Source organism: Paenibacillus sp. cl130 (assembly GCF_900116035.1).
GTDB classification, from domain to species: Bacteria; Bacillota; Bacilli; order Paenibacillales; family Paenibacillaceae; genus Paenibacillus; species Paenibacillus polymyxa_B.
This window is the reverse complement of record NZ_FOYG01000005.1, coordinates 1-17,007: the sequence shown is the minus strand read 5'-3', so window position 1 is coordinate 17,007 and position 17,007 is coordinate 1. Positions and strand designations below refer to the sequence as shown.

Annotated in this window: 15 protein-coding genes and 2 rRNA genes; 4 read left to right on the top strand and 13 right to left on the bottom strand. The window is 47.2% G+C overall.

Going from position 1 to position 17,007, the window contains the following annotated elements:
- Positions 1-79: 79 nt before the first annotated feature.
- Both sdaAB and sdaAA read left to right on the top strand, forming a co-directional pair.
- A complete protein-coding gene (gene sdaAB, locus BM358_RS14770) occupies positions 80-769 on the top strand; it encodes an L-serine ammonia-lyase, iron-sulfur-dependent subunit beta (RefSeq protein ID WP_013308430.1) in 690 nt (229 codons plus the stop codon).
- Complete coding sequence (gene sdaAA, locus BM358_RS14765; protein WP_013308429.1) at positions 759-1,658, top strand: L-serine ammonia-lyase, iron-sulfur-dependent, subunit alpha; 900 nt, start codon at positions 759-761, stop codon at positions 1,656-1,658. The genes sdaAB and sdaAA overlap by 11 nt, the downstream gene beginning before the upstream one ends.
- 70 nt (positions 1,659-1,728) lie before the next feature.
- Here sdaAA and BM358_RS14760 read toward each other — a convergent pair whose 3' ends face one another.
- The 6 genes from BM358_RS14760 to BM358_RS14735 form a co-directional block, all read right to left on the bottom strand.
- A complete protein-coding gene (locus tag BM358_RS14760) occupies positions 1,729-4,065 on the bottom strand; it encodes an Ig-like domain-containing protein (RefSeq protein WP_028541236.1) in 2,337 nt (778 codons plus the stop codon).
- Between the two features lie 215 nt (positions 4,066-4,280).
- Complete coding sequence (locus BM358_RS14755; RefSeq protein ID WP_028541237.1) at positions 4,281-5,441, bottom strand: serine hydrolase domain-containing protein; 1,161 nt, start codon at positions 5,439-5,441, stop codon at positions 4,281-4,283.
- 164 nt (positions 5,442-5,605) lie between these two features.
- Positions 5,606-6,067 carry a pyridoxamine 5'-phosphate oxidase family protein gene (locus BM358_RS14750; protein ID WP_028541238.1) on the bottom strand — a complete coding sequence of 154 codons (462 nt, stop codon included), beginning with the start codon at positions 6,065-6,067 and terminating at the stop codon, positions 5,606-5,608.
- A 71-nt stretch (positions 6,068-6,138) separates the two neighbouring features.
- The gene (locus tag BM358_RS14745; protein ID WP_028541239.1) at positions 6,139-6,363 is read right to left on the bottom strand and encodes a non-oxidative hydroxyarylic acid decarboxylases subunit D; all 225 of its coding nucleotides are present in this window, start codon (positions 6,361-6,363) and stop codon (positions 6,139-6,141) included.
- A gap of 41 nt (positions 6,364-6,404) precedes the next feature.
- Positions 6,405-7,823 (bottom strand): non-oxidative hydroxyarylic acid decarboxylases subunit C, encoded by a 1,419-nt coding sequence (locus tag BM358_RS14740; RefSeq protein ID WP_028541240.1) that lies wholly within the window; start codon positions 7,821-7,823, stop codon positions 6,405-6,407.
- Positions 7,824-7,851: 28 nt separating this feature from the next.
- Positions 7,852-8,442 (bottom strand): flavin prenyltransferase UbiX, encoded by a 591-nt coding sequence (locus BM358_RS14735; RefSeq protein WP_023986667.1) that lies wholly within the window; start codon positions 8,440-8,442, stop codon positions 7,852-7,854.
- A gap of 160 nt (positions 8,443-8,602) precedes the next feature.
- Here BM358_RS14735 and BM358_RS14730 point away from each other — a divergent pair, with 160 nt between their 5' ends.
- A complete protein-coding gene (locus tag BM358_RS14730; protein WP_028541241.1) occupies positions 8,603-9,508 on the top strand; it encodes a LysR family transcriptional regulator in 906 nt (301 codons plus the stop codon).
- Positions 9,509-9,580: 72 nt separating this feature from the next.
- Here the strand turns inward: BM358_RS14730 and BM358_RS14725 are convergent, their stop codons facing one another.
- The 5 genes from BM358_RS14725 to BM358_RS14705 form a co-directional block, all read right to left on the bottom strand.
- Positions 9,581-10,765, bottom strand: a complete 1,185-nt coding sequence (locus BM358_RS14725; RefSeq protein ID WP_028541242.1) for a response regulator — start codon at positions 10,763-10,765, stop codon at positions 9,581-9,583.
- Positions 10,746-12,542 (bottom strand): sensor histidine kinase, encoded by a 1,797-nt coding sequence (locus BM358_RS14720; RefSeq protein WP_028541243.1) that lies wholly within the window; start codon positions 12,540-12,542, stop codon positions 10,746-10,748. The genes BM358_RS14725 and BM358_RS14720 overlap by 20 nt, the downstream gene beginning before the upstream one ends.
- A gap of 30 nt (positions 12,543-12,572) precedes the next feature.
- Positions 12,573-13,406, bottom strand: a complete 834-nt coding sequence (locus tag BM358_RS14715) for a carbohydrate ABC transporter permease (protein WP_370671150.1) — start codon at positions 13,404-13,406, stop codon at positions 12,573-12,575.
- Between the two features lie 5 nt (positions 13,407-13,411).
- Positions 13,412-14,302 carry a carbohydrate ABC transporter permease gene (locus BM358_RS14710; protein WP_023986662.1) on the bottom strand — a complete coding sequence of 297 codons (891 nt, stop codon included), beginning with the start codon at positions 14,300-14,302 and terminating at the stop codon, positions 13,412-13,414.
- A gap of 228 nt (positions 14,303-14,530) precedes the next feature.
- Positions 14,531-15,862, bottom strand: coding sequence for an extracellular solute-binding protein (locus BM358_RS14705; RefSeq protein ID WP_023986661.1), 1,332 nt, complete (start codon positions 15,860-15,862; stop codon positions 14,531-14,533).
- Positions 15,863-16,156: 294 nt separating this feature from the next.
- Between BM358_RS14705 and BM358_RS26530 the strand changes: the two genes are divergently transcribed.
- Complete coding sequence (locus BM358_RS26530; protein WP_023986660.1) at positions 16,157-16,315, top strand: hypothetical protein; 159 nt, start codon at positions 16,157-16,159, stop codon at positions 16,313-16,315.
- Positions 16,316-16,494: 179 nt separating this feature from the next.
- Here the strand turns inward: BM358_RS26530 and rrf are convergent.
- Both rrf and BM358_RS14695 read right to left on the bottom strand, forming a co-directional pair.
- A 5S ribosomal RNA gene (gene rrf / locus BM358_RS14700) occupies positions 16,495-16,611 on the bottom strand.
- A gap of 151 nt (positions 16,612-16,762) precedes the next feature.
- A 23S ribosomal RNA gene (locus BM358_RS14695) occupies positions 16,763-17,007 on the bottom strand; the annotation flags it as partial.

Here is a 17,007-nt window from a genome sequence, read left to right as displayed (position 1 = left end):
GCATTAGGAACCGTCATAACCGCGCAAAGACGCGGAAATACCATATAGTATGGTATTAGAACATACAGGGGGCCACACCATGCGTTTCAAAGATGTATTTTCTATTATCGGTCCGGCCATGACCGGACCTTCCAGTTCACACACCGCAGGCGCGGTGCGGCTCGCACGCGTTGCCCGGCACTGGCTCGGGACGCAGCCTGACCGTGCCCGCATGACGCTGTACGGCTCCTTTGCCGACACGTATAAAGGACACGGTACAGACCTGGCGCTCATCGCAGGGCTGCTTAATTACGATACGGACGATCACCGGATTCCGGATGCCGAGCAATGGGCAGAGCAAGCCGGGATGGCCGTGGAATTCGCCGTCAGCGGACTCCCCGCGCCTCATCCGAACACTGTCCGTTTCGAGCTGTGGAAGGGCGAGGATCAGCGCACACTGCTGGGCTCCTCCATCGGCGGCGGCAGCATCCATGTCCAGCAGCTTAACGAATTCCGGGTCAATCTGACCGGGGAGCTGCCTACGCTGGTGCTTCTCCACTCGGATAAGCCCGGTACATTGGGCGCGATAACTTCAGCGCTGGGCGCGGCCCACATTAACATTGCCTATATGCACGTAGATCGCAAAGGCCGGGATGGTGAAGCACTCACCGCCATTGAAACGGACAGTTCTGCTCCAGCTGAACTGATTGCGGAACTGCGTTCTTTACCTCATATGTATGAAATTAAGATGATTAATTTGAAAAAAGGAGCTGAATCCGATGCGGTTTAGCCATCTGCATGAAATCAGCGCTTTATGCGCTGAAGAATCCACCACAATTGGCCGCTTGATGATTCAAGAGCAGGTACAAGAGACGAATACAACGGAGGAAGAAATCTTTCGCCAAATGTCTGATTATTATGAAGTCATGAAGGAAGCCGTTCATCGCGGTCAAACACAAGACACCGTATCCCGCAGTGGATTGACAGGCGGTGACGGCAAGCGCCTAGCCGAGTATCTGCGGTCAGGGGAAACCTGCTCCGGTGATGCCTCCGCGCTCGCCATGGCTTATGCCCTCTCCGTGTCGGAGGTTAATGCATCCATGGGTCGCATTGTCGCCACGCCTACCGCAGGCTCATGTGGGGTTATCCCTGGTGTGTTCATCAGTGCGCAGGAGCGGTTCGGCTGGGATGATGAGCATATGGTGAACGGCCTGTTCGCCGCTGGAGCCATTGGCTACGTGATCGCCAACAACTCCTTCATTTCTGGCGCGGAGGGAGGCTGTCAGGCTGAGATTGGTTCAGCTATCGGGATGGCTGCTGGCGCTATGGTCGAGCTGCGTGGTGGTACGCCTGAACAGGCTGTTCACGCCGTGGGCCTCGCTCTTAAGAACACGCTCGGCCTGATTTGCGATCCCGTCGCCGGACTCGTGGAGATTCCGTGCATCGTGCGCAACGGGCTGGGAGCCGTGACTGCGCTTGCCGCAGCGGATATGGCTTTGGCGGGTGTGCGCAGCGCTATTCCGTCTGACGAAGTCATTGACGTGATGCTTGAAGTCGGCAGTGCGATGCCGTCGAAGCACCGCGAGACCGCCAAAGGCGGCTTGGCCCAGACGCCGACTGGCAAGCGTTTGACTGAATCACTTACACGCAACACACCGACCAAGAAGGATAAGTCATAATTTATAAGCGGTAGCCTCCTTAAAAAAAAGAGCAAGCATGTCGTCCTTGGACGTATGCTTGCTCTCTTTTTTACTGAACGGTTACCTGTATCTTCGTCATTTTACCTGCATATTTCACAGTAATTACTGCTTTGCCCTTGCCCTGTGCCTTAATGTTACCGTCTTTGACGGTCGCAACAACAATTCTGGACGAGGACCAGACAGCCGGTTTGGAAACATCCTTCTCCGACTCATCCTTATACGTGGCTGTAGCCGTAACCTTGGCCAGCTGTCCTGCCTTCAAATTCAAAGCAACTTCGTCTGTTTGCAGATATTTAAGCGTATCAACATCCACGGGTACGCTGATTATCTTCCCGCCAAACTTCGCCTGAATGTTAGCTTTACCGTAGCTGACCGCGGTAACCTGACCCTTTTTAACAGTGGCTACCTTATAATTAGACGTTTTCCATTCAGCTTGGGTCGTAACGTCCTTTTCTTTACCATCACTCGATTTAACCACAATCGCGATGGTTTTTTGATCTCCAGATTTGAGCGATAGCGCGATTGCATCCGCTTCAATCTTTTGCGCTACGTCCACTTCTACCGTAAACGTAATGTTTTGCTTGCCATATGAAGCAGTCACCGTTGCCTTACCGCTACCATTCGCTTTGATCAAACCTTCGCTAACTTCAACCACTTTTACATTGCTAGTTGTCCAGGTGGCGTCCTTGGTTACATCTGTTTTTGTACCGCCACTCTTAACTCCTGTTACTTTTAGCTGCTTCGTTTCCTGAGCACCAAGCGCAATTACACGCGAGTCTGTTTCCAGACGATCTACAAGGCCTACTTGTACGTTAATCGTCAGTTTTTTGCCATTATAGGTCGCTGTAATAACCGCTTTACCAGCGGATTTACCCGTAATCGTTCCTTTGGACACAGAAGCAATATCTTCCGCGCTTGAAGCCCATTCTGCATCCTGTGTTACATCTTCCTTACGCCCATCCGCATAAGTAGCCGTCAAAGTTGCAGTATAGTCCTCATCAATATCAATCGTTGCCGTTTTGGAGGACAGAGACAGATCACCGGGTACATTTACGGATACCGTAGCTGTAACTGTTTTGCCACCATAAGAAGCGGTGATCGTAGCCTCACCTGTTTTATAACCCGTGACTTCTCCCGCACTGACAAAAGCGATATCTTCATTGCTGGACTTCCACTCTGCCTTACTTGTGATATCTTCTTCCGTACCTGTTACATACGTTGCGGTCAGCTTGAGCTTTTTGGATTCCTTGGCATTCAGGCTCAGCTTGTCCTCACTCAAATCCAAATATCTGGAGGTTTCGACATCTGTCTTGATCGAAACAGTCTTATCTCCATACTTAGCGGTCACCGTAGCCGAACCCGCTCCAATGGCCATAATCGTTCCCTTATTCACAGTCGCAATTTTTTCATCGCTTGATGTCCAAGTAGCTTTATCTGTGATATCCGTTACCGTCCCATCCGGATAAACGGCAGAAACTTGTATTTTTTTAGATTCATCCAGACGGAGAAAAATATTGGATTCGCTGGCTTTCAGCTTATTCGTTTGATCGACATCTACCGAAATCGTAGCGGACATCGTGCCATATTTACCTGTAATTGTCGCCTTTCCCGCGCTGTAGCCGGTAATGGTGCCTTTCAGTACATCCGCCACAGCTGCATTGCTGGAGCTCCATTCAGCGGACTCTGTTACGTCCTGTACCGATCCATCCGGGAACGTCGCCGTAAGTTTAACCTTCTCAGTATCCTTCAGCAAAAGAGAAACCTCTGATGAACTGACATCGAGACGTTTAACCTGCTCCACCTGCACAGCAATGGTTACGGTCTGTTGACCATATACGGCCTTAATATTGGCTGTACCTGCTCCCTGAGCGGTAACCAATCCGTTAACTACTGTGGCTACCTTTTGATTATCGGAGGTCCAGGTAGCATCACCCGAAACCTGAGCTGTTGTATTATCACTGTATGTCGCTGTCAGATCAACCTGTCCTGTACCGCTTGAACGCAAGTTCAGGCTTTGTACACTGGATGTCAGCGCCTTAACCTTTTTCGTTACATGTACCTGAACCGATTGCACCTTCTCTTTATAGGTCGCAACCACGGTGGCTTCCCCTTCACCCTTGGCCGAAACTGTACCATTATACACAGTAGCAATAGCTGTATTATCACTTTTCCAATCCGTGCTTACGGTTACATTCGAGGTTGTCCCATCACTAAAAACAGCAGTAGCCGTCAACGCAGCCGTATCTCCCTGCTGCAAAGTTACCTCGTTAGAGGAAAGGACAATCTTGGAAAGCACCGCATCCGCAGCAGATGCAAATCCTGCATATGATGTAAAACTTGAAATCAGGATGACCAACGCCAGAAAACCGGACCATCTATTCTTCAAAATCTAATTCCCTCCCATTTCAAAACTTAAATTAAGGATTTCGCAAAATCCTTACACCTACGTTTTATGTCGTCATATGGAAAAGAATAGTTTAGGCTTCGAAGGAAATTTGGTCCTTATTAACTAGATCGTTTCTGATAAAGATTAGACATTACAATTTGTGTAGCTTCAGAGCCATAGTGAAGAGTTTTCTCAACAGATCCACAAGCTCGCATTTACAAACAGCTATATGCTGCTGCGCGAACTCTTAAATGATGGTATTCTTCCATATTAGGAGCCAGTTGGTGCATATAAACGACAGAGAATTGTTCACTTGGATCTATAGAAACCCAAGTGCCCGCTGCTCCCGTCCAGCCAAATTCTCCAATAGAACTGTTTGCATGCCCAGCCGCATTATCAATTAACGTGCGCACGCCCAGTCCGTAACCATAACCTGTATGATAAGAATTAGTAAAATCCAATAATTGATCTGTATTCAGATGATTGGTGCGCATTAAATCAATGGTTTTTCTCCCTAATAGCCTCACACCATCTACCATACCTCCATTTGACAGCATTTGTGAAAATGTAAGGTACTCCTTAACTGTCGAATACAGACCTGCGCCTCCACTTTCATATATAGCATCTGGCTGATGATATTCATCCAAGAAACCCTCTATTTTCTCTAGTTCTCCGGCGTCTGTCCGTTGATAAAAGGAAGCCATTCGCGATTCAATATCTCCACGATATCGGTAACCTGTATTGTTCATTCCAAGCGGATCAAATATTTCGTCCTTTAGGAATTGCCCTACTGATTTACCTGAAATCACTTCAATAAGACCTGCAACCAGGTCATGTCCATATCCGTATAACCAGCGTGTTCCCGGCTCAAAAGAAAGCGGAATCTCAGAAAGCGCTTTAATTTCTGTGCGCAGATCATATTTCCCCTGCTTTTCCTTTAACGTTCTAAGGACCTTTTGCATGGCCCGTCCTGTCTCTGAAGACTCGGAAGCGTAAGGAAGACCCACACTCATATTGAATATATGCTTAATTAAAATGGGATTCTCCGCCTTATCCACGTAGGTGTATCCGTTAGGAGCGGTTTTGAATACATGCGCATTACGATATTCGGGGAAATATTCATACAAGGGCTCATTCAACAAAAATTGCCCACGTTCGTACAGCATAAGTGCAGCCGCACAGACAACAACCTTTGTCATGGAAAACAAGCGATACACTGTATCCTCAGTGATTGGTTTTCGGGCTTCCAGATCAGCATATCCATGATACCCTTCATACAACACTTGACCATTCTGGGCAATGGCACAACCGCAACCTGCCGGTCCATTTGCTACGAAATGTTTCAATAGCTGATCTACCTTGTCAAAACGAGACATATTCATCCCTCCTATTTTTCCTTCAAAAGAAACAGGCTTCCCCTCGCGCTCTAATTTCCTGTTCCAACAAGCTCAGCGCGATCCCTTGTAAGCGCTTATTCCCCGCATTTATTTTAACGGTAAACTTGGTAAATACATAGATTATTTGTCATAATCAGATGGCATTACATTAACAGCTCAGCCACCGTTTCCTTCCAGCGATGGATCACCGATTCCGGTTCCTTGAGACGAACCGTGACACCTGTCAAAATATCCGCATATTGAGCCGAATCCTCTCTGGCTGAGAAAACATGCGCCGCAAATCGCTCACGTACGTGCTTGGCTCCGGGCAAAGCAGGCAGATGTTTCAGCGACAACCGCACATAATGCGCCTTTCCCCCGGTGAACACCGCAAGCGTCGCCTTCCCAGTACGGATCATGTTGCCTGTCGTGGTCGTACCCGGCCATAGTGCCAGACGCAAATTCCCCTCGTCCAGCGCTACAACCTCGCCCACACTAATCATCGCTATGTGCGGCCACTGATCTTCCGTGACCGTCAGCAGCATCATTGCTTCATGCTGCTTGTCCTCCAGTCCCTTACCGTCCAGTAGCGTGAACAGTTCCTTACCAATCCTTGGTGTCTGCATGAAGTATAATCCCCTTTACTTTTGGCCTATAACTTCAAAGTACCATAATTTACGGCTACTTACGAACGACCCTATATCCGCTCTGGAATAGGAGGAACATGAGCAGCATTCGGAATATCTTGGGGGTTTACCTTGAACGCCGATTTATACTTTGCTGGATCAGTAATGCTATCCGGTTCTGAGGTCCGCCATGTGAACAGGCATACAGGGCACAACAAAACCTCCCAGGCGCCTTTAACTGGCGAGCGGGTAACAACTTCTGAACGATTAGATTCACAACGGGGACAAATATGCATCTGTCAGCACTCCTTTAATCTTTCTTTATTTTTAAAAATATTCAGCGAAGCATTTGGCTCAACTTTTTCTCCCATTCCGCTACACCCAACGGGGAATCGAGCGACTGCGAGTAATGTCCTCTAATATCCGGTGCTACAGGTGTCGTCGCATCCAATATCATTTTGTGCGTCATACCTGCCGGATCAGAGCCGGGGTCAAGCGGTAAAATAGACAAGCCAGGAACAATGACAGCATCATGCTTTGGATGAAGCTTGGTGGATAAAGCCCACATGACCTGCGGCAGATTGAACGGATCGACATCCTCATCCACCACAATGACCAGCTTGCAATACCCTAATCCATGCGGAGTTGTTAACGCACGCATTCCCACAGCCTTTGCAAAGCCGCCATACCGGGTTTTCGTGGAAATAATAGCGACCAGCCCATGCGTATACATGGCATTAACGGCTACGATTTCATTAGGAAAAGCATCCTTAAGCTGCTGAAACAACGGTACACTTGTATTCACACCGATCATATAATCCGTTTCCGTCCAAGGCATCCCGATGTACAGATGCTCAAAGATAGGCTGTTTGCGGTGATATACACGATTAATCTGAATGACTGGCATCGCGCGACCGCCGGAATAGTGACCTGTGAATTCACCGAATGGACCTTCATACTCACGTTCACCTGCTAACACTTCGCCTTCCAAAATGACCTCGGCTCCCCAAGGCAGATCCAGATCTGCATTCTTCGCTTTGACCACACGATAAGGCTCACCCTGAATGGCGCCCGCCATCTCATATTCGGATTGATCGTACAGCAGCGGCGTAGAAGCAGCCGTTGTAATCACAGGCTCACATCCGAGGGCAATAGCGACCTTCAGATTTTCGCCGCGCTCCTCAGCCTGACGGATATGGATCGCAATATCATGCTGTGGTACAGGCTGGATGCCCAAACGGTTCTTGCCTTTTACCTGCATCCGGTACAAACCGACATTTTGCTTACCGTAGGTGTCCGGGTCATCCAGATCGCGTGAAACTAGAATTGCTTTATCCAGATAAAACCCTCCGTCCCCCTGATTCAAACGAAACAACGGCAAAATATCAAACAAATTAATATCCTCTGTAATCTCGACTTCATGAAAAGGAGCGGTTTCTTCCCGCTTCACGGGCACCGGAAATTGTTCATAGCGTCTGGCAAATTCAAAAAACTGCTCCTTGAGCGGCGTGTTTTTGGGCATTCCCATCATGAGGGCATGATTGGGCCAGGAGCCCATCACATTCATTGCAATACGAGCATCCGTATATCCATAGATGTTGTTGAAAAAGAGAGCAGGCGTCTTATCTCCAAGATTGTTTAATGCTCTGTTAGCTGCTGCGAGGTCCGGCTCCGGCTTTACCTCATCGCTGATCGTGAGTAATTGTCCCTCCTTTTCCAAGGTGTGTAGAAAATCGCGAAAGTCTTTATAAGCCATTGTTCATTCTCCTTCGTCTTTCGATTTCTCAATTCTGGTGCAGCCTGGAGTCATTCTGCTTCATTCCATCCCAGCGTTTGGCTGCGGTTGTGACAATACCGAACTGATCCAATGCACGAAAAACAATATGATCCACTAATTCCTCGATACTTGCAGGATGATTATAAAAGGCAGGCATCGGCGGCAGGATCATCACGCCCATACGTGACAGCTCCAGCATATTTTCCAGATGGATACTGCTTAATGGTGTTTCCCTGGTCATGAGCAGCAGCTTCTTTCGCTCCTTCAGCATCACATCCGCTGATCGGGTAAGCAGGTTGTCCGCCATACCTATACGAATAGAGGCAAGGGTCTTCATGCTGCAAGGAGCGACGACCATGCCGTCTACTCGAAAGGAGCCGCTGGAAATACGCGCAGCCTGATCCTTATACGAGTAGACTGCATCCGCCATTGCCTCCACTTCCTTCACCGTGTAGCCTGTCTCATAGGGAATGTTCGCAATAGCCCACGGGGATAGCACCAGATGGCTTTGGACTCCAGCCTCTCGTAATTGTTGTAATATACGGATACCAAAGATCGACCCTGTCGCTCCCGATATTCCTACAATGATTTTCTTCATATGTCCCCTCCTTCCATCCCATCGTTTTATGTTCACCCATGCATTACTGTCAAAAATTATACGCCCGTTCCTTGCACACGAAAAATATATATAATATATGGAATACATACTTTAAAAGTATTCAAATTGAAGCGTTGTTTAGAAATAAGGAGGAATCCCAATGGACATGAAGCATCTGCATTACTTTTGCGTCATCGTGGAGGAAGGGCAAATCACCAAGGCCGCCAAAACGCTCAACATGGCCCAGCCTCCGCTGAGTCAACAACTCAAAAATATGGAGGACGAGCTTGGCGTAAAGCTGATTTACCGTGAAGGAAAGAAGTGGGAGGTAACCGAGGCCGGATATACACTGTATACACGCGCCAAGCGATTATTGGCTGAAATGGAGGACACCTGTAGAGAAATTGGGGAGTTTGAAAACAAAGTAACCGGCACACTTGCTATAGGCACGTCATCCGCCTGTATGTCTCTGATTACTGAACAACTCAGCCGCTTTCATCAGGATTTTCCAGAGGTATACGTTAAAATAGGACACGGAGACACACATCATCTGGAAGAACTGCTGCACCAAAATAAAGTGGATCTGGCCCTGCTGCTGCTTCCGGTAGATGACAAATCGTACCATACGATTGAACTGGAGGGCGTTTCTTTTGTTGCGGTTCTTCCGTGTGAATGGGCAGATCGCCATCCCAGTGGGGAAATTACATTACAGGAAGCTGCCAGCTATGACCTCTTGTTGGGACGCCGAACAGAAGGACACGGACTATACGAAACCGTCATCCGCAAATTTCAGGAACACCATCTTATTCCGCGCGTCGTACTGGACTGTCCTGAAATATCGACCATTCTCTCACTCGTTTCCACAGGCATGGGAATTACTATCATTCCAGACGCTGGCTTGGGACAAGAATACGGGGACAGATTTCGCACACTCTCCATTAAGGAGCCATTCCCCTTCACACGGCCTGCCGTCGTATGGCGCAAGGATCGTTATTTATCCAATGCAGCTCGCAAATTTGTTGAACTGCTACAAGCTGGAGACACGAAAAAGACTGCTCCCGAGTAGATGCTCTACCGCTCTACTCCTGAAACAGTCTGATGCTTGAAGAACTTCCTTCATTCGGTCGTTGATACCGCCTTATTTGACTCCCTGATGTCTATACTCGGTTGGAGTCATTCCACATTTGCGCCGGAATACCTGTGTAAAATGCCTCATATCCTGATAGCCGATCCGCTCTGAAATATCAGCCAGTCGCAGATGAGGATCACTGAGCAGCCGCTTCGCCTCCTCCATACGCAAGCAAATGACGTAATCCTTGTAGCCTTGTCCCGTCTTTTGCTTGAATAACTGGCTGAAATACACCGGATTCAAAAATACGATTGAAGCCACCTTCTCCAGCGACAGCTCCTCTGTAAAGTGAGCCCGAATGTATTGCAATGCCACATCTACCGTATGCATTCCTTTGCGGAGACATTCTCCTGTATCCGCTGCTGCGGCTGCAATCTCCTCTGGCGTACGTCTTAGTCGCGCCACCTCTTCAGGTATGGAGGCAAAATTGTGATGAACACCCGAACGTGTAATTTGTAGGGGCACCTTCACATAACGCTTCAAATGGGATTCGAGCAACGTCTCTAGCCGTGCGGCCTCTGCCTCATCTCTTACCCTTGCAATGCCCAGCAGACTATGGCGGTCTAGACTGACGACAAAGCCGCTGCCTCCTGCCTCAATGAGCTCGGACAGTACATTTTCAATCATAAAATGCTCCAGATGTGTCTGCTTGTGATCAGGTTCCATGCGAACCATGAAGAGATGGAATTCCGGATAATTTTCGACAAAAGGCTGTATATCCAGCTTGCCCGTATCCAGTCCAAGGGCATAGCGTTGGAAAACGGCTTCACGCAAATAAACCATATTGGATTTGAGAAGTCTACCCTCGTTCGCCTGCTGCGAGGCCACAAGCGCTTCGGCTGCCAGTATTTCAATGCACTCCAGCAGCTTTTTTTTACCAATCGGCTTTAACAGGTAGTCTTTGGCACCCAGCTTTACTGCTCTTTGTGCATATTGGAAGTCGGAATGGGCCGAGATGACAACCCACTGCAGATGAGGATGCTTTCGCTTAGAAATACGCATGAATTCCAGACCATCCATACCGGGCATCAGGATATCAGTTAATACAATATCTACAGGATGCTCCGCCAGAATGCCTGCTGCCTCCTCGGTGGAAGCAGCGAGATGAATGCCGCAGGTTGGTAGAGCTTGGCCAATGGTACGCCGAATCCCCTGCCGAATCATATTTTCATCGTCAGCTATCAGAATATTCATGTTTCTCCTCCTTCTGTGGCAGAGGCACACTTACAGTGGCTGTTGTTCCGGCCCCAGGTGCGCTAGAGATCCGTAGGCCGTACTCTTCTCCGAACATGTGCCGTAGCCGTAAATTTAGGTTTTGCAGGCCGATGCCTCCCGCCTGCCCGCTGCCCGCCTGTTTGCCGGGTTCTGCTAAAGCGACCTGGACCACCTCCCATCGTTCGTACTCCATCCCTGCACCGTTGTCGATGATGTGCAGGCTCAATACACCGTCATATTCCTCCGCTCTGACGAGCAGCTTGCCACTTGTATCCGCATGAAGAGGCTCCAGTCCGTGCTTCACTGCATTTTCAATCAATGGCTGTAAGGTCATTTTCGGCAGGCGGATATCCATCCATCGTTCATCAATGCTAATGTCTACAGATACCCTACCCTCCAGCCGAGTTTGAATAATGGTGAGATAGTGCCCAACCTGCTCCACTTCTTCACGAAGGCTTACATCGGCCCCCTCTTCCCAATGGCTGCTGTAACGGAACATATGGGATAAGGAGAGAACCACCTCTCCGAGCTGATCTTGTCCCTTTTCATCCAGCATCCAATAGATCATATCCAGCGTATTATACAGAAAATGTGGATTGACCTGCGTCTGTAGCGCGTGCAGCTCCGCATTTTTTTCACTGACCGATGATATACGCACCAGCTCGATTAGCTCTGCAATCCGTCTTACCATATGGTTAAAAGAGGTAGCTAGTTGATTGATTTCTTCATAGGATTTGGTGTTTACCGTATGACGGAAATTTCCTGTCTCTACCCGCTTCATTTCCCGAATGACTCGCTTGAGTGGAAGGGAAATGCCTCTGGAGACGATAGATGCAATTAACGCCGACACAATAATAAGTATAGGTGCCACGATAAATAAGTACCTTTGATTTTGCACCAACTCCACGTTCAGATCCTCACTAGGTGTCACACTAATCACAGACCAGTCGGCAAACGGCAACTTGGAAGCGATTACAACTCTTTCATTACTTCGATTTACAATAACATCCTCCTCCGGTACCTGCTGCTCTAGATTTTGCAAATCCGGTGGCGGATCAGAGGAAGTGGCCGACACAATTCGATTTTCATGACCCAACAAATATACCTGACTATTGGTGCCTAACCGCAAATTGTGGAGAGCGGACAAAACAGAACGCGGCTCAGCCTCAAACAGGACAATACCAATCGGCTTGTGTTCATCCAGATCATAGAGCTGCCGTCCAAACGCAAACACGGGTCTGGTTTCCACCTGATCAATGACAGAGTGAGGATACACGCCCAGCCATGCAATTTTGCCCGCCGACTTTCGAATTTCCTTATACCATTCCGTATGTTCGTAATGAGTATCAATGACATTCATATAATTGCCATAGTTATATACCTTGCCTGTGTCTGTGATGACATGGATGCCAATCAGATCCTCACGCGAATAATAGATAGCGCCCAGAATATTCGTAATCGTACGTTCGTTGATGTAATTGACAGCAGGTAAATCACTACTATCCGTCGTCAACAGACGAACCAAATCCATATTGTTGCTGATCGATTTGGAGAGACTGTTATAGCTGCCGAGTAGCAATTCGAACAGGCCTGCCGTCTGGGATACATTTTTACGCGCCAGCTCGCTGACCTTATCATGGAACTGCACCGTAGTACGGTTGTAAAATAATAGACTGACCGCCAGCACAATGCCGGACATGCTCAACAGGAACAGAACAAACAAGCGGTATTGAATGGATTGAAAACGGCGCAGCATACCTCCGTGCGCTCCTTTCGCATCGGCCGCCTATCCTTTAACCGCTCCCGCAACCATGCCCTTGGTGATATTTTCGGACAGAACAAAATAAATAATAATGACCGGTAAGGCACCCATGACTAGAAAAGCACCAATATTACCGTAGTTCACAGAATACTGGCTGACGAACGTATATACGCCGAAAGGGAGAGTTTTGAGCTTCTCGGACGAGATAAAGGTGGCAGCCATAATGTATTCATTCCAGATGTTAATGAAAGTTAAAATACATACCGTCATGATAGGCGGAATCGAGATGGGTAAGATTACACTGCGGAAAATACGATAAATGCTTGCTCCGTCAATGTAAGCGGATTCTTCAATTTCGTGGGGAATGGACCGCATAAAGCCGGATAGGATGAAGACCGCAATCGGTGTCTGAAAAGCAATGTAGGGTAAAATCAGTGAGAAATACGTATTCAGAATATGGACGTTTTTAAACATCACCATCAGCGGCAGCAGCGTAGCTTGCATCGGGATCATCATCCCGATCAGAAACAAAGTCAGCACAACAGCCCCGAAGCGCCAACGAAAACGTGTAATCGCATAAGCAGCCATTGAGCTTAACAAAATGACGAAAATCATCGTAACCCCAGTCACCAGTACACTGTTTCCTAAATAACGCAAGTAGCTCCCTGATTCATAGGCTTCCTGATAGTTGTGCCACTGGGGCACTTGAGGGAGTGCAAAGAAGCTTGAGCTCAATATCTCTTCATTCGTCTTCAACGAATAGGTCAGCAGCCAAAAGAGTGGATACAGCTGCGTGACAATTAAGATTGCCAATAAGGAAAAGACTCCCGTTTTTTTTAAGGCATTCAACAGTTCCATCTCCTTTAGCTTACCTTATTTTCGATTCGTTTGAAAACAAAATTTATCACAATTGTAAATGACAAGCAAATCACTACGAGAATTGAAGCTAATGCGCTGCCATATCCGTATTTCATCGATAAAAAGGACATATTGTACATATACGTAGATACTGTATCCGTTGCATGAGCTGGTCCTCCACCCGTCATCACCCAGATCAAATCAAACGATTGCAGGGAGCCGATAAATGCTAATACAATTGATATCTTGAAAATAGGTACAATGAGCGGCAGCGTAATATAGCGGTCTGCTTTGAATCCTTCAGCTCCATCAATTTTAGCTGCTTCGTACAGCTCATTCGGTATATTTTGTACCCCGGTAAACTGGATAAGCAAATGATAGCCAAAATACTGCCACAACGATACAAAATAGAGGGCGTACATCGCTATCTGCGGTTCCGTCAGCCATGAGCGCGTCCAGCTTTCCAGCCCAATCGCCAGCAAAATACCGTTCAGCATTCCACCCATCGAAGCTGGATTATAGATCGTCTTCCACAGCTGCCCGATAATGACCACCGATAGAATAACCGGCAGAAAATACATCGTAACCAGCGTATTGGCCTTACGCACATAACGATTAAGCAAGATCGCCAGCAACAGACAGAACGGAATTTCCAGCATGGAAAACACAGCGAACATCATAGTCCGTTTCACGGACGGCCAGAACACTGAATCTGCTGTAAAAATCCGTTCAAAATTAGCCAGCCCCACGAACTTTGCCTCGGCGATTCCGTTCCAATCCAGCAATCCGCAATACACCGACACCAGAATCGGAACAAATACCATACAGGTATACAACAACAGGCAGGGTAGCACGAAAACGGCAATGGTACGTGCTGGCACCTTCAGTACATTCATGCTCTAATCTCCTTTGTGTTGATTCTGAACATCTTCTGAGGATGCACAACCTACATGATTTCCAATCAGGGAAGGAGCACTCTGCCCCCTCCCTAGTGTCAGCTACTTCAGGATTTTGCAAAATTCGATTCCAGTCGCTCCAAAGTGCAATATCTAGACGAACTAGGCCATTTCGATCTATATATTGTTCATTGGGAGTCGCTTATTGGATTTTTGCAAAATCCTCACTTATTTATTCGCTTCAAAAGTGTTCTGATGTTCCTTGGCAACTTGTGCAGAGTCTTCTTTTTGCACGAACAGGTTTTGAATGCTACTCAGATGCGCCTGCGCAATAGCCGGATTCATCGTATTATCAAAAGCGAGATCGCCCCCTTTTACATTCTTGAACAGCTCATTAAGACTAATCGCTAACTCGGAGTAGCCCGCTTCCTTCAGATCACCTTTCATTTTCTGACCACTGCCAATCGCATTTTTCAGATCAAACTGAATTTTGGGCATCTCCGTAATAAAATAGTGCAGAAAATCCTTCGTCTCCTGTAAATGTTCACTGTTCGCAGATACCGCAAATGCGCTGCCCGGCGCAATTACATACTCATTCACATCACCCTTGCCATTCACCGTAGGGAATTGAAACGCTCCTACCTTACCCGCTACCGAAGAAGCATCAATAGACCCCGTTTCCCATGTACCCATGATATACATCGCGGCTTTTCCTGTTTTAAAAATATTACCACCTGCATTGTAGTCAATAGATGTAGCTCCATCCGGGAAAGCTCCTGCCTGCACCAATTCCTGAAATGCATCCACCGCTTCCACAAAAGCTGGGTCGTTAAACGTCTTTTTACCGTCCAGTACATCATTGAGAAAATTCGGCCCTTCATTTGTACGCAACAAAATATTCATAAAAAGGAGGGAACCCGTCCATGAATCCTTTTCCCCAATGGCAATCGGAGTAATTCCCTTCGCCTTCAACGTCTTGACCGTCGTAATCAGCTCGTCAAAGGTGGTCGGCAACTTCTGGATTCCCGCCTGCTTGAACAGTTCTTTATTGTAAAACACCACTTCTATATTGTTACCGTCCGGAAAAGCATAGAGCTTATCGTCGAAGCTATAGTAATTAAGAAGTCCATTCTGAAACGTATCTTTTAACCCCTCTTTATCAGCCACATCGTTTAATGGAGCCAGCAGCCCAGCATCTACGAATGGCTTCATCTGTGCAGCCGGGTTTACAATCGTGATATCAGGTACTTCCTTCGCCGCTGCCTGTGTTTTCAGCTTAAGCTTTTGTTGATCTGTATTTAGCGAATCCAATTCAATTTTGACATGAGGATGATCCTGCTCGTATTGACCTACAATTTGCTTAATCATTTTGTACGAAGGGGTGCTCGGATCAGGATTAATGTTCTGAAAGGTAATCGTAACATCTTTCGTTGCGGTGCCTCTGCTCGGTTCTCCTGAATTTCCCGGACTTGCGCTTTGTCCGTTATTACAAGCTGCCAGCGTCAATGCCAAGGCGCTCGCCATCACAATGGCAAACGCTTTCATTTTTGTTCTGCTCATGGTCTTTTTCCTCCTCTTGTTGAAGCATTGCGCAATTTGCCCTCCTTATTGGTGGACACTCAATGCCCGCTTGTTCTTTTCATTATGTTCCATAGAAAAGACGTGAACAATGCGTGAACTTAAGGAGAAGGGTTTGTTTTTTCAAGCCCTCATTTGCGTGCTTCAAAATTCATTCATATCATAACTTGCAATTTATCTAGAACACAGGCATAATATGAATAAGATCATAGTTTGATAATGATTATCATTATTAAATGATAAATACACATAGACTTTAAAGGAGGCAGGACCGCAGTGAAAGAAACTTTTAATAAAACCTCCCTGCATATTGATGATTATTTGGATCTTCTCAATCTTGCCGTACAAGTCGGAGATACAAAGTGGCAAAAAGAAATTACCCGTAAACTTCAAACCTTGAGTGTCCTTCAGACAGAACAGGTTGAAATAGATTAATTTCCCCAGTTAATACTGTCCTCAGTTAAAAAAGCTGACTAGGCACCACTATACAAAGGACAACCAGAATACCATAAAACTTTTGACCGAATCCACGATAATGGTCTTTCATGTGAATGATAAATGAATCGGTTATAGGAAAAAGAGCACAGCCCGTTAAGGCTGTGCTCTTTTATCTTGCTTGGCGACGTCCTACTCTCCCAGGACCCTGCGGTCCAAGTACCATCGGCGCTGGAGGGCTTAACGGTCGTGTTCGGGATGGGTACGTGTGGAACCCCTCCGCTATCGCCACCAAACATGAATTTGCTGTGCAAATTCTACCGTACGGTTATTCGGTTCATCACTTATCGTGTGAATGAATATCCATGCGCTTATTGTATGTCACTTGTACATACTTTCAAGGTTACACCCTGAAAACTGGATCCGAAACTCATTGCGTTTTATTCTTAGGATAAGCCCTCGACCGATTAGTATTGGTCAGCTCCATGCATTACTGCACTTCCACCCCCAACCTATCTACCTCGTCGTCTTCAAGGGGTCTTACTAATTGGGAAATCTCATCTTGAGGGGGGCTTCACGCTTAGATGCTTTCAGCGCTTATCCCTTCCGTACATAGCTACCCAGCGGTGCTCCTGGCGGAACAACTGGTACACCAGCGGTACGTCCATCCCGGTCCTCTCGTACTAAGGACA

Bases quoted from the DNA above. Each gene is read 5' to 3' on its own strand.
- BM358_RS14720 (WP_028541243.1), bottom strand. From the start codon at position 12,542: ATGCTGCGCCGTTTTCAATCCATTCAATACCGCTTGTTTGTTCTGTTC.
- sdaAA (WP_013308429.1), top strand. From the start codon at position 759: ATGCGGTTTAGCCATCTGCATGAAATCAGCGCTTTATGCGCTGAAGAA.
- BM358_RS14745 (WP_028541239.1), bottom strand. From the start codon at position 6,363: ATGCATATTTGTCCCCGTTGTGAATCTAATCGTTCAGAAGTTGTTACC.
- BM358_RS14735 (WP_023986667.1), bottom strand. From the start codon at position 8,442: ATGAAGAAAATCATTGTAGGAATATCGGGAGCGACAGGGTCGATCTTT.
- BM358_RS14725 (WP_028541242.1), bottom strand. From the start codon at position 10,765: ATGAATATTCTGATAGCTGACGATGAAAATATGATTCGGCAGGGGATT.
- BM358_RS14755 (WP_028541237.1), bottom strand. From the start codon at position 5,441: ATGTCTCGTTTTGACAAGGTAGATCAGCTATTGAAACATTTCGTAGCA.
- BM358_RS14715 (WP_370671150.1), bottom strand. From the start codon at position 13,406: ATGGAACTGTTGAATGCCTTAAAAAAAACGGGAGTCTTTTCCTTATTG.
- BM358_RS14730 (WP_028541241.1), top strand. From the start codon at position 8,603: ATGGACATGAAGCATCTGCATTACTTTTGCGTCATCGTGGAGGAAGGG.
- BM358_RS14750 (WP_028541238.1), bottom strand. From the start codon at position 6,067: ATGCAGACACCAAGGATTGGTAAGGAACTGTTCACGCTACTGGACGGT.
- BM358_RS14705 (WP_023986661.1), bottom strand. From the start codon at position 15,862: ATGAGCAGAACAAAAATGAAAGCGTTTGCCATTGTGATGGCGAGCGCC.
- sdaAB (WP_013308430.1), top strand. From the start codon at position 80: ATGCGTTTCAAAGATGTATTTTCTATTATCGGTCCGGCCATGACCGGA.
- BM358_RS14710 (WP_023986662.1), bottom strand. From the start codon at position 14,302: ATGAATGTACTGAAGGTGCCAGCACGTACCATTGCCGTTTTCGTGCTA.
- BM358_RS14740 (WP_028541240.1), bottom strand. From the start codon at position 7,823: ATGGCTTATAAAGACTTTCGCGATTTTCTACACACCTTGGAAAAGGAG.